The following is a 13214-nucleotide window of genomic DNA, read 5'->3' on the forward strand; positions in this document are numbered from 1 at the left end:
TCGGCGAGGTCGGCGAGCTGCTGCGTCTGGGTCTCCAGGGTGCGCCGGGAGCGCTTCAGATCCTTGACCGTTCCGATCAGTTCGCGCTCGGAGGCGACGAGCTGTTCCTGGTGACGCTTGAGGTTGGTGATGTCGGTGCCGACCGAGACGTAGCCGCCGTCCTTGGTGCGGCGCTCGCTGACCTGGAGCCAGCGCCCGTCGGTGAGCTCGACCTCGAACGTGCGGGACGTGCCGCGCTCCGCGCCGGGGATGCCTCGGCGCACCGGGGGGAGGGCGCCCTGTCCCATGACCTCGTCGTAACGGCGGCCCGGTACGGCGTCCTCGCTAGCGAGCGCGTGCAGGTCGCGGAATTTCGAGTTGCACAGCACCAGCCGGTTGCCGGCGTCCCACAGCACGAAGGCCTCGGAGATCGCTTCCACCGCGTCGCGCAGGCGCATGTCGGCGGTGGCGGTGAACTCGGCGAGGCGGCGCTGCTCGGTGACGTCCATGGCGATGCCGACGAGGTGGCGGCTGCCGTCGGCCGCATCCTCCACGATCTCGGCGCGGGTGCGCAGCCAGATCCACTCGCCCGACGCGTTGCGGATGCGGAACTCGTGATCGACGGTGGCGTGGCTCGCCGCGAGGTGGCGGGCGAGGCTGTAGAGATCGCCGTCCTCGGAATGCAGCAGGGCGTTCACGTCGCCGAAGGAGAGAAGGTCCTTCTCCGGGGTGTAGCCGAGCAGGGCGTACATCGAATCGGACCAGAAGATCGTGCCGCGGGCGATGTCCCAGTCCCAGAGGCCGCAGCGCCCGCGGCCCAAGGCCGTGTCGAGGCGCTGCTTGACCAGTTCGCAGACCTCGTCCGCCGCCTGCGCCCGCTGCGTCTGGAGGATGTAGGCCGTGGCCATCCCCGCCAGCACGAGGCCGATGGCGGAGAGGGAGATCGCGTGGTGACCGAAGGCCCGCCACCAGTCGGCGACGAACGGCTCGAACTTCTGGACGACCGCCACCTCGCCCGAGCCGTCGGACAAGCGGCGCGTGACGACGACGGCCTGCCCCCCCGCCTGCAGATTCACCCTCATCGGGCCGGCGCTCTCGCCGAGCATGACGATCGGTTCCCCTTCGGCGAGATAGCCCGCGAAGGTGCCGGCCGGGCCGGGCTGGGGATAGGCGGCGCGGATCCGGCCGGTCGGCCCGATCACGAGAACCTCGCGACCGGCCGGCAGGAGGTGAACCGGAAGCACGCGCTCGAGCCGCGTCTCGCTCGCAGCGGCCTCGTTCGACAGCGACAGGGCTGCCAGTCGGGCGAACGCCTCGACCTCGCGTGTCGCCACGTGCATCGCCTGCTCGTGGCGGCCCCGCATCTGCAGGATCGCCACGCCGAGGAGCGTGAGCATGAAGACAACGAGCAGGGCCGGTAGCGCGTAGCGGAGCCACGTCTCCGCCCGCATGAGACGGGCCTGGGCGGTGCCGGTCGTACGCTGGATCCCGAGGATCGTGTCCGCACGCGCGCGCGCGGACAGGGACGCGGAAACCGCCCCCGACATAGCGACACCTCTACATTGTCTGGAAACGGCGCCTCGGCTTGGGCCGCGCCGGTTGCTTCGAATCGTATTCACATTGGACAACGGTGGCGTGGGTTTGTCCACGCTGTTTTTTGGCCGGAGCGTTGACAAAACAGGACGCTCCGCCGGCTGTCCCAGCGGCCGCGAGTCGCCGAAATACATTACTCAACAGAGTCTTAACTAGCCGGCCAAGCTCCTTGTCGCGATATCGGTCACATCACGAGAAAGAGCCGGCGTGGCAACGATGCGACGCAGGACGCTCTCGGCCGCGGCCCGACGCCCCGGTTCGAGGCGACGCCAGGGACCGAAGGCGGTCATCAGGCGCGCGGCGAGCTGAGGGTTGGCGCCGTCGATGGCCAGGACAGCCTCGGCCAGAAAGTCGAAGCCGGCGCCGTCCGGACGGTTGAACTGGGTCGGGTTGGCGAGGCTGAAGCTGCCGATGAGGGAGCGCACGCGGTTCGGGTTGGTCACCGCGAAGGCCGGATGGGTCTGGAGACGGCGGATCCGCGCCACCGTCCCGTCCTCCGGGATCATCGCCTGGATCGCGAACCACTTGTCGAGCACCAGCGGCTCGTCGGCGTAGCGCTCGGCGAAGGCGGTCAGCGCGGCCTCCCGCGCCTCGCCGGGCAGGAGCGCGAGGGTCGCGAGCCCGGCGAGGCGGTCGGTCATGTTCGTGGCCGCTTCGATCTGCGCCTGCGCCAGGGCCGTGCCGGCCTCCGCGTCGGCCGCGGCGATCAGGTCGAGGGCGGCATTGCGCAGCGCCCGCCGCCCGGCGGAGGCGGCGTCCGGCGAGAAGGCCGCGCCCGCCGGCTCGGCCAGGGTCTCGCGAAGGCGCGTCAGGCGTTCGCGCAGGCCCGCGCCGAGGCGACGGCGCAGCGCTTGGCGCGCGGAAAAGATCGCGTCGGGGTCGGTGTCCGTTCCGATCTCGTCGGCGAGCTCGCCCTCGCCCGGTAGCGTGAGGATCTGGGCGGCGAAAGCTGGATCGCGGAGGGCCTCCGCGTCGAGGAAGGCATCCAGCGCGGCGACGAAGGCGTCGGCGCCGGCGTCCTCCGATGCCTCGCCGCGGGCCTGCGCCGCCATCAGACCCAGGGCGACGCGCTGCGCCGCCTCCCAGCGGTTGAAGCTGTCGGGATCGTGGCGCAGCAGGGTCAGGCGCGCGGCGGCGTCGAGGGCGCTCTCGACCCGCACCGGTGCGGAGAAGCCGCGAAACAGCGACGGTACCGGCTCGTCCGCCACGTTCTCGAAGGTCAGCGCATCCTCGGCGGCCTCCAGCACGAAGACGCCGGCCTCGACGCGCCCGCTCGTCGCCCCGTCGAGCGGGCCTTCGGCACCGACGAGGCCGAGGCGGACCGGGATGACGAGGGGCGGCGCCTCCGCCCCGGCGCCGGGGCGCGTCTGGCGGAAGGCGAGGCGGTAGGTCCGGGCGGCCGGGTCATAGGTACCGGAAACGGCGACCCGCGGCGTTCCCGGCCGCTCGTACCACTCGGCGAAACGCGAGAGGTCGCGGCCCGTCACCGCCTCGAAGGCGCTCAGAAAGTCCTCGACGGTCGCGGCTGTGCCGTCGTTGTCGGCGAAGTAGCGGTCCATTCCGGCGCGGAACGCCGGCTCGCCGATCAGCGTGCGCAGCATCCGCACGATCTCGGCGCCCTTCTCGTAGACGGTGGCCGTGTAGAAGTTGTTGATCTCGGCATATTGCTTCGGCCGCACCGGGTGGGCGAGGGGGCCAGCATCTTCGACGAACTGGCGGGCCCGCAGGTTGCGCACCTCGGCGATCCGGTGGACGGCGCGCGAGCGCATGTCCGAGGAGAATTCCTGGTCGCGGAAGACGGTGAGGCCCTCCTTCAGGCAGAGCTGGAACCAGTCGCGGCAGGTGACGCGGTTGCCCGACCAGTTGTGGAAGTACTCGTGGGCGATGATCGCCTCGATCGCCGCGTAGTCGGCGTCCGTCGCGGTCTCGGGGCTCGCGAGCACGAACTTGTCGTTGAAGATGTTGAGGCCCTTGTTCTCCATCGCCCCCATGTTGAAGTCGGAGACGGCGACGACATTGAACACGTCGAGATCGTAGGCGCGCCCGAAGGCGGTCTCGTCCCAGGCCATGGAGCGTTCCACCGCGTCGAGCGCGTAGGCGGCCCGGTCGCCCTTGCCCGGCTCGACGTAGACGGCGATCTCGACGGCGCGTCCTTCCATCGTCGTGAACGACTTGGCGACCCGGTCGAGGCGGCCGCCGACCAGGGCGAACAGGTAGGCCGGCTTCGGCAGCGGGTCGTGCCAGACCGCGTAGTGCCGCCCCGTCCCCGGGACATCCCCGGCTTCGACCGGGTTGCCGTTGCCGAGGAGAACGGGGGCGGCGTCGCGATCCGCCTCGATCCGGGTCGTGTAGACCGCGAGCACGTCCGGCCGGTCGAGGAAGTAGGTGATGCGTCGGAAGCCGTCGGCCTCGCACTGGGTGCAGTAGACGCCGCTGGAGCGGTAGAGCCCCATCAGCTTGGTGTTGGCGGTCGGGTCGAGCCGCGTCTCGATCCGCAGGGTGAAGGGGCGTTGCGGCGGTCGGTGCAGCGTCAGGCCGGAGGCGTCGGCCCGGTAGGCATCGGGCGCCACCGCCTGCCCGTCGCATTCGAGCGCCAGCAAAGTGAGGTCGTCGCCGTCGAGGACGAGGGGCGCGCCCGTGCGGCCCGCCGGGTTCGGCCGAAGCGCCAGGGTCGCGGTCACGCGCGTATCGTGCGGGTCGAGGCGCACGTCGAGCTCGACCCGGTCGATCAGATGATCGCTCGGCCGGTAATCCTCGAGGCGGACGGTCGGGGGTGTCTCGGTGCGCATCGGGCCAGGCTCGCCATCGAAATGGGTCTCGCCTTCTAGATGCGATCGCCGGGAAGCGAAATCCGTCGCGGTTCGATCAGGCCTCGGAGCACGCCTGTTCCGCCCGATGCCGCAGGGCGAGGCGGTAGGTGAGGTCGCTCTGGGCGAGGCTGCCGGCGATGAAGCGGTCGAAGGCGGCGATCCAGTGCGGCGTGAGATGGATGTAGGCGCTGCGCGGCCCCGCGCGGACGATGAAGTTCCGCTCCTGCGCCACCGCCAGGATGTTGCGCACATGGCTGCGGGAGACGGCGAAGCGCGGGGCGAGCTGGACGAGGTCGGCTTCGCGGATGCGGCTCTCCGGATCGCTGCCCCCCATCTCGAAGAGCGACAGCAGGATGATCAGCGCGCTCGTGCTGCTGAGAAAGAAGATGATCTCCAGGTTGCTCCACATCATCGCGATGATCGCGTCGAACGCCGCAATGGCCGACCGGGCATGGGCCGCCTGGAAGGCCGGGTCGCGCTGCCGCGGCGGGGCGAAGCCCGGCTCGGGATAGAGCACGTCGAGGGCGGCGTAATGGGCCGCCATCCACTCGCGGTCCCAGGCCAGCAGCCGCTCGGTCGGGCACAGGAGACGCACCCGGTTGTCCTCCGGCTGCTGCCGGAGTTCGAGGTAGCCGGTCTGCACGAGACGCGCGACGAAGCTGTCGATCAGCCTGGGGCTCGCGAAGCCGAAGCGGGCGACGGTGTCCTTCAGGTAGCTCAGCGTCGGCCAGCTCGCCCTGTCGGCCGGATCGTAGCCGGCGTGCTGGCAGACGATGATGGCGAGCGTGGTGACGCGCCCGGCATCGGCCCCGAACTGAGCGGGAAACATCCCGGCCTCGTAGACCTTGGCGTGTTCCGAGACGTAGACGCGCCGCGCCGTCGGGAACTCGGGATGCGCCAGGATCTGCTCGGGGGTGACGTGTTCGACCACGCCGATCCCGCGGATGATCGATCCCGTCGTCACGCGTCGTATCCGGTGTTCGCCGCATTCGATCGAGCCGCCACGGCAGGCAATCGTTCTCGAGTTGGTTGCCGGGCAGTCGATCGTTTTGGCTTAAATCGTTGCGTCTGAGCCAATTCGAAGACGGACGTTGCGTGACAATTCCTGCAATTCATCTTTGGCATCGTCTGATGAAAGTTCGCAAAACCCGGTAGGCGATGCAGCAACGTCGAGCAATTCCGAGGATGCTACGGACCCGTCAAATATTTGTTACTTCAAATTGCTGTGGTCCATGACGCGCGGCTGCGTTTCGTCACCCGTGCAGCCCTCCGGCTCACGAAGCCCGCGTCACGTTCGCGGGAGCGGTTGACGGGTGCGCGCCTCGGGCCAGATAGCCGGCCACCCCTGTCATCATCCGGTGTGGCCATGGAATTTCTGCACACGATGGTCCGCGTCGCGGATCTCGACCGCGCGCTCGCCTTCTACGTCGACACCTTCGGCCTCAAGGAGGTGCGGCGGGTCGAGAACGAGAAGGGCCGCTTCACCCTCGTCTTCCTCGCCGCTCCGGGCGATGTCGAGCGCGCCGAGGCGACGAAATCGCCCCTGATCGAGCTGACCTACAACTGGGATCCGGAGGAGTACTCGGGCGGGCGCAACTTCGGGCACCTCGCCTACCAGGTCGACGACATCTACGCGTTCTGCCAGCGGCTGAAGGATGCCGGCGTGACCATCAACCGGCCGCCGCGCGACGGGCACATGGCCTTTGTGCGCTCGCCCGACGGCATCTCCATCGAGATCCTGCAGAAGGGCGGATCGAAGCCGCCGCAGGAGCCGTGGGCGTCCATGGAGAACACCGGATCCTGGTGAATCCGGCGGGTGGGCGCCCGGGCTCGCCGCCGCGGGCGTCCATCCGGACCGGTCAGACTTCGACCTTCGGCGTGATGCCGAGTTCGGCGAGCTTGGCGCAGACCGCGTCGACCGGCCGCTTCAGCCTCAGGCTGATGACGGAAACGGGCACGCCCTCGCGGGCCATGCTGCGCAGGCTCTGGACCGCGTCGAGGCTCCAGTTGGTCTCGACCGACATGGCTTCCTCCTGTTCTTTCAGGCCGCGGGGCGCGCCGCCGGATCATTCCGCGGAGTGCCCCGCTCCGGTGAGGTGGATCGCTGCGTCGTGACCGGCAATGTCACGCCGAACATCTGTGCATGCCCGCAAGTTGGGCAGCGCGGAGGGTCGGCCGACCCCGCAGCGGGCTGCGGAGGGTGACGCGCAGGCTGGGCCGCTCCACCTTGAGGAGGATGTTGCAGCCGCCGACCACGGCACCCTCGCCGTCGCGCAGGGCCGTGGGATAGGGCATGAACGCCATCCGGCTCCCGTCCGGCTGCTCGAGGCCGATCTGGATGCCACGCGGCGCGCGGCCCTCCCTGAGGGTGACAGCCATGGGCGAGAGTTCGTGCGGCAGCGGCGTGCCGTCCGCCTCGAACAGGCGCCACGACCCACACCAGCGGGCCTTGCCGAGCACGGGGCGGAACCCCCAGAGCTGGGCGGCGGCGTCGTTGTAGTAGGTCAGCCAGCCGTCCGAGTCGGTGGTGTAGAGAGGCGCATCGATCTGCCGAAACAGATCGGCCCGCGACGGCTCGTAATTCCAATCCGAGTCCGGGGCGTCGAAATCGTAGGCGAAATCGTTCGTATCCATCAGGCTCCCCACGACGGGCAGGCATTCGAAATGCCTGCTGCCAGCACTTCGTGCCCCCCTCTGTCATGGGTTCCTGGGGACCCTCCGACGCTTCGGCCGGCCCGATGGGTCCTTCGGAGCGGCGCCGGGGCACCACCCTCCAGATCGTCCAACCCTTGCGGGATTGTGCCTCGAAGCTTCCGGGGGCGGTCGCTCCTCGACGCCATGAACGGCCGGTTAGGCCGGACTGGGCTCTCTCGCCGGGTCTGATGCGGACAAGGGGTAGAATGCACGTCTCGCCGGATGAGGCAAGCGTCTTAATCACATTTCGTTGATGCCTCGGCGATGAAAAGCCGATTGAACTTGTTGCAATGCGAAATAGGACTGGACGTCGTCGTCGGTCGGACGAATTTCATCTCTGCCGATGCGGAAAATTTCTCATTTGTTGTGAATCGTATCTCAACTCCGTCTTCCGCGAACGCTTCGAAATCTGAGGCTTCCGCGGACCGCCGAGGGCTCCCCGATCCGGTTCCCGTCCAGTGATTCTTCGGCGATTGGCGGGACGGCGTCCACGAAATCGGGGCAGTGCGGCTCGCCGTCACGGTTGCATCGGCTTAAGAGGAGGAGCCGTCCCGTCTCCTCGGAAACGCCTTGTCCCTCTCCCGTACAGATATCGGTTGCGGCCTCCGCAGCCTTGCTCGATGATTCCGCCGGCCGACGGCGCCAACGTCCCGGCCCATCTCCGCTTTCTGTTGGAAGGTGGTGAGACGGGCCGCGAGATCCTGGCTCACCCCTGGGCCGACACGCCGCTCGGACCGCTGCAGGATTGGCCGGTCTCCCTGCGCACGACGTTGGCGACGATGCTCGCCTGCCCGGCGGCGATGTTCCTCGCCTGGGGGCCCGACGGCATCTCCTTCTTCAACGATGCCTATCGGCCGATCTTCGGTGATCGGTTGCCGCGGGCGCTCGGCGCACGCTTCCGCGAGATCTGGGCCGACCTGTGGGACGATATCGGGCCGCTGGTCGATGCTGCGCTGCGGGGAGAGAGCGTGTCGCAGCACAATCTGCCCCTCGTCATGCACCGCTACGGTGTGCCCGAGCAGACCTGGTGGAGCTTCACCTACTCACCCGTGCGCGAGGATGCGGGCCGCATCAACGGCATGATCTGCGTCACGGCGGAGACCACCGCCGAGGTCCTGGCCGAGCGGGCGCGCCGCCGCAGCGACGAGCGCCTGGAGATGGCTCTCTCGGCCGGCGGCAGCATCGGCATCTGGGACTGGGCCGTGGCCGCCGACCGCGTCACGGCGGATCCGCGATTCGCCGCGCTCTACGGTGTCGATCCCGCCACGGCGGCAGCCGGGGCTCCCCTCGGCGATTTCTTCGCCGGTGTGCATGCCGACGACGTGCCGTACCTGAAATCGAGCATCGACGCGGCCCTGCGGACGGGCGGCCGATTCGATGCGGAATACCGTCTCGTCCAGCCGGATGGCGGCATCCGCTGGGTCGCCGCCCAGGGACGCTGTGCGCTCGCGGCGGACGGAACGCCGCAGAGCTTTCCCGGCGTCAGCTTCGACATCACCGAGCGCAAGCGCACCGAGCAGGCCCTGCGCGACAGCGAGGACCGCTTCCGCGGTATCACCAACTCGATCGATCAGATGATCTGGGCGACGCGGCCCGACGGGTACCACGATTTCTACAATGCCCGATGGTACCAATATACCGGCGTCCCCGCCGGTTCGACCGACGGCGAAGCCTGGAAGGGGATGTTCCACCCCGACGACCAGGATCGGGCCTGGGCGGAATGGCGGCGTGCCCTCGCCACGGGCGAATCCTACCAGATCGAGTATCGCCTGCGCCACCGCTCGGGCCTCTACCGCTGGGTGCTCGGCCGGGCCCAGCCGGTGAGGGACTCGGACGGGCGGATCGTGCGCTGGTTCGGCACCTGCACCGACATCCACGACCGCCGGCTGGCGGAAGACCGGCAGGCCTTCTTGCTCGGCCTCAATGATCGGTTGCGGGAGGCGGATCATCCGCACGCGGTGACGCTGGCCGCCGCCGCGGCGCTCGGCGCCCATCTCGGCGCGGCCCGAGCCGGCTACGGCGAGATCGACGAGACCGGCGAGATCGTGCGGGTCGAGCGCGATTGGACCCGCGACCCGTCGGTGACGAGCCTCGCGGGCGAATCGCGCATCCTCGACGGGTTCGGCCCCGCGGTCATCGCGGAACTCCGGGCCGGCCAGACCCTCGTGGTCGAGGATTGCTACGCCGACCCCCGCGCCGGGCGGACCTACGCCGCGACCTGGGACTCCATCGGTTGCCGGTCCCTCGTCGTGGTGCCGCTGCTCCGCGACGGACGGTTGCGGGCGATCCTCTACCTGCACGAGCCGAAGCCGCGCCCCTGGCGGGCGGAGGAGATCGGACTGGTCGAGGACGTCGCCCAGCGCGTCGGGCACGCGGCCGAGCGCGCCCGTGCCGAGCAGTCCGAGCGCGCCAATGCCCGCGAGCTGCGCCTGATCACCGACTCGCTGCCGGTCCTCATTGCCTTCTTCGATGCGGACGGGCTGTGCCGCTTCGCCAATGCCGCCAGCGCCGACTGGTTCGGAACCTCCCCGGCGCAGGCGCTCGGCCAGACCCTGGCCGCGCTCGTCGGCCCGCAGGCCTCCGCCGAGGCCCAGGCGCGCTTCGAGACCGCCCGCGCCGGCCGCGAGGTGCGCGCGGAGCGGGCCTGGCCCCGCCGGGACGGCAGCGCCCGCATCGCCGACATCCGCTACCTGCCGCGACCGATGCCGGACGGATCCACCGACGGCGCCTACCTGTTCGTGACGGACATCTCGGACGCCAAGCGGATCGAGGCGATGCTGGAGCGCGAGGTCGGCGAGCGCACCCGCGAGCGCGACCGTCTCTGGCAGACGACCACCGACCTGATGGGAACGGCCGGGCTCGACGGCCGTCTCCGCAGCGTCAACCCGGCCTGGGAGCGTCTGCTCGGCTGGAGCGAGGGGGAGCTGCTCAAGCGGCCCTTCCTCGATTTCATCGATCCCGAGGATCATTCCGCGACCGGTGCGGTGCTGGTCCGGCTCGCCGGGAGCGAGCGGGTCACCGATTTCGTCGATCGCATCCTCACCCGGGACGGCCGCCGGCGCACGGTGATGTGGACGGCGGTGCCGGAGGGCGACTGCTTCCACATCATCGGCCGCGACATCACCGAGCAGCGCCTCGCCGAGGAGCAGTTGCGGCAGGCGCAGAAGATGGAGGCGGTCGGGCAACTCACCGGGGGCATCGCCCACGACTTCAACAACCTGCTCACCGGCATCACCGGCTCGCTCGAATTGCTCCAGACCCGCCTCGCCCAGGGGCGGCTCACCGAGATCGACCGCTACGTCAACGCGGCGCAGGGCGCCGCCAAGCGCGCGGCGGCGCTGACCCACCGCCTGCTCGCCTTCTCCCGCCGCCAGACCCTCGACCCCAAGCCCACCGACGTGAACCGGCTGGTGATGGGCATGGAGGAGCTGATCCGCCGCACCATCGGCCCGTCCATCACCCTGGAGGTGGTGGCCGCGGGCGGGCTGTGGTCGGTGCTGGTCGATCCGAGCCAGCTCGAGAACGCGCTCCTGAACCTCTGCATCAACGCCCGCGACGCCATGCCGGATGGCGGCCGCATCACCATCGAGACCGCCAACAAGTGGCTCGACGACCGCGGCGGGCGCGAGCGCGACCTCGATCCCGGCCAGTACCTGTCGCTCTGCGTGACCGATACCGGCACCGGCATGAGCCCGGACGTCATCGCCAAGGCGTTCGACCCGTTCTTCACGACGAAGCCGATCGGCCAGGGCACGGGGCTCGGGCTGTCGATGATCTACGGCTTCGTGCGCCAGTCGGGCGGGCAGGTGCGGATCTACTCGGAGGTCGGCCAGGGCACGACGATGTGCCTCTACCTGCCGCGCCATTACGGTGCGGCGGAAGAGCCGGACGCGGCTCCCGACCTCGCCACCGCGCCCCGCGCCGAGCAGGGCGAGACCGTGCTGATCGTCGACGACGAGCCGACGGTGCGGATGCTGGTGACGGAAGTGCTGGAGGATCTCGGCTACACCGCGATCGAGGCCGCCGACGGTCCGTCCGGCCTCAAGGTGCTGCAATCGGATGTGCGCATCGACCTTCTGGTCACCGATGTCGGCCTGCCCGGCGGCATGAACGGCCGGCAGGTGGCGGATGCGGGCCGCGTGATGCGGCCGGAGCTGAAGGTGCTGTTCATCACCGGCTACGCCGAGAACGCGGCGGTCGGCAACGGCCACCTCGAGCCCGGCATGCAGGTCATCACCAAGCCCTTCGTGATGGAGGTGCTGGCCGCGCGCATCAAGGAGATGATCAACGCGCGGTGAGGGGGCATCCGGTTTCCCCCGGCTTGCCCCCGCCCTCCCCATCATCGCGAGCGCCAGCGAAGCGATCCAGCGGCGCGACATGTCCGGAGAGGGCAGTGCCCTGGATTGCTTCGGCTCCGCCTCGCAATGACGGACGACGCTCAGAACCGCGCCGGGTCGAGCTCGAAGGTCGGCGGCAGCGCCTCGAACCACTCGCTGTAATAGGGATCCTTCGGGATGGCTTCCGCCCAGCGCGCGCGGAAGCGGGCCTGCTCGTCCGCGGCGACGATGCGCGCCCGGTTGCGGCTCTCGTAATGATAGAGCTCGACTTGCGCGCAGTAGACGCTGCGCAGGCCCCGCTCGCGCAGGCGAAGGCAGAGATCGACGTCGTTGTAGTTGACGGCGAAGTCCTCGTCGAAGCCGCCGATGGCTTCGAAATCGGCCCGCCGCACCATCACGCAGGCCCCCGTCACCGCGAGGTAGTTGCGGTTGCCGGCCGTGGAGAAGAAGTGGCCGGGATCCTCCCGCGGGTAGGAGCGGCGGGGATGGTCGGGGGTCGCGTCGATTACCGTGACGCCGACATGCTGCAGCTCGCCGGTCTCGAACAGCAGCCTGGGGCCGACCGCCCCGACGCCGGGGATCTGCAGCAGCGCCAGCATCGCCTCGATCCAGTCGGGGCTGATCACCTCGATGTCGTCGTTGAGGAAGACGAGCACCTCCCCCGTCGCGGCCCGTGCCCCGAGATTCATCTTGGCGGCGACGTTGAAGACGGGCCGGTCCCAGGTGACGGAGCGGGCGCCGAACCGCTCCAGAGCCGCCCTGGTCGCCGGCCGCAGGTCGCCGTTGTCGACCGCCACGATCTCGATCGCCTCGTAGGTGCTCCGCTCGCGGAGGCTCGCGAGGCAGGCGGCCAGGAGATCGACGGTGCGGCCGCGGACCGCGCTGTCGCGGCCGGCGGTGGGGATCACGATGGAGACCAGCGGGCGCTCGGCCAGCGGCCGGCGCAGGTGGAAGCTGCCGGCGAACGCCGTCGGGCGCACGACGTCGAGCCCGCCGGTGCGCCGCGCCCTGTCCTCCAGCGCCCGCACGGCGGCGGCGACCACGTAGCCCTTGTTGTCCATGGCCTGCGCCGTCGAGCCGGGGATCGCCCGCCAGTGATAGAGCACCTGGGCCACGTGGCGCACGCGGGTGACGTGCTCGGTGTAGCGCAGCACGAAGTCGTAATCCTGCGCGCCCTCGCATTCGGGCCGGAACGCGCCGATCCGGGTCACGATGTCTCGCCGGTAGAGCGCCAGATGGGCCGTGTACATGCAGGCCTCCAGCGTCTCGGGCGACCAGTCCGGCTTGAAGAACGGCTCGTAGCGCTCGCCCGCAATCGTGATCTTGTCCTCGTCGGAGTAGAGGAAGTCGATCTGCGGATCCTCGTTCAGGGCGGCGACGAGGGCGAAGAGCGCGTGCGCGGGAATCGTGTCGTCGTGGTCGATCAGGGTGATCCAGTCGCCGGTCGCGAGCGCCAGGGCGTCGTTGCTCGCCCCGACGATGCCGCCATTCGTCGTCCGCCGGTGCAGCCGCACCCGCGGCTCCTCCGCCGCCAGGGCGTCGAGCATCGGCGCGACGTGGGGGGCGGTGGAGGCGTCGTCGCAGAGGCACAGCTCCCAATCGGGATAGGATTGCGCGCGGATGCTGGCGAGCGCCGCCTCCAGATAGGGCCGGGGCGTGTTGTAGACCGGCATGACGATGGAGATGCGCGGCCGCACCCGAAACCCGTCGATCGCCGCCCGCATCGCCTCCGGCGACGGCAGGGCCGGGCGCTCGACCCGCTCGATCCAGGCGGCGTAGGAGGCCGCCGCCGGGCGCGGCC

General features: G+C 69.7%; 8 protein-coding genes. 2 read left to right on the plus strand and 6 right to left on the minus strand.

The window, feature by feature from the left end; genetic code table 11:
* The 3 genes from MFF42_RS02320 to MFF42_RS02330 all read right to left on the minus strand — a co-directional run.
* Positions 1-1526: PAS domain-containing protein (locus tag MFF42_RS02320; RefSeq protein ID WP_238254345.1), on the minus strand; the 1526-nt coding region annotated here is incomplete at its 3' end.
* A 198-nt stretch (positions 1527-1724) separates the two neighbouring features.
* Positions 1725-4361, minus strand: coding sequence for an aminopeptidase N (gene pepN / locus MFF42_RS02325; protein WP_238254346.1), 2637 nt, complete (start codon positions 4359-4361; stop codon positions 1725-1727).
* Between the two features lie 76 nt (positions 4362-4437).
* Complete coding sequence (locus MFF42_RS02330; RefSeq protein ID WP_238254347.1) at positions 4438-5346, minus strand: hypothetical protein; 909 nt, start codon at positions 5344-5346, stop codon at positions 4438-4440.
* Between the two features lie 402 nt (positions 5347-5748).
* Between MFF42_RS02330 and gloA the strand changes: the two genes are divergently transcribed.
* Positions 5749-6189 carry a lactoylglutathione lyase gene (gene gloA, locus MFF42_RS02335; RefSeq protein ID WP_238254348.1) on the plus strand — a complete coding sequence of 147 codons (441 nt, stop codon included), beginning with the start codon at positions 5749-5751 and terminating at the stop codon, positions 6187-6189.
* Positions 6190-6241: 52 nt separating this feature from the next.
* Here gloA and MFF42_RS02340 read toward each other — a convergent pair whose 3' ends face one another.
* Positions 6242-6406, minus strand: coding sequence for a hypothetical protein (locus MFF42_RS02340; RefSeq protein ID WP_238254349.1), 165 nt, complete (start codon positions 6404-6406; stop codon positions 6242-6244).
* Positions 6407-6506: 100 nt separating this feature from the next.
* Positions 6507-7016, minus strand: coding sequence for a PAS domain-containing protein (locus MFF42_RS02345; protein ID WP_238254350.1), 510 nt, complete (start codon positions 7014-7016; stop codon positions 6507-6509).
* A gap of 680 nt (positions 7017-7696) precedes the next feature.
* Between MFF42_RS02345 and MFF42_RS02350 the strand changes: the two genes are divergently transcribed.
* Positions 7697-11374 carry a PAS domain-containing protein gene (locus MFF42_RS02350; RefSeq protein WP_238254351.1) on the plus strand — a complete coding sequence of 1226 codons (3678 nt, stop codon included), beginning with the start codon at positions 7697-7699 and terminating at the stop codon, positions 11372-11374.
* A gap of 140 nt (positions 11375-11514) precedes the next feature.
* On the opposite strand, the gene MFF42_RS02355 is transcribed toward MFF42_RS02350, so the two are convergent.
* The coding region (locus MFF42_RS02355) for a glycosyltransferase family 2 protein (RefSeq protein WP_238254352.1) at positions 11515-13214 on the minus strand (1700 nt) is incomplete at its 5' end.

Source organism: Methylorubrum podarium (assembly GCF_022179745.1).
Taxonomy (GTDB): domain Bacteria; phylum Pseudomonadota; class Alphaproteobacteria; order Rhizobiales; family Beijerinckiaceae; genus Methylobacterium; species Methylobacterium podarium.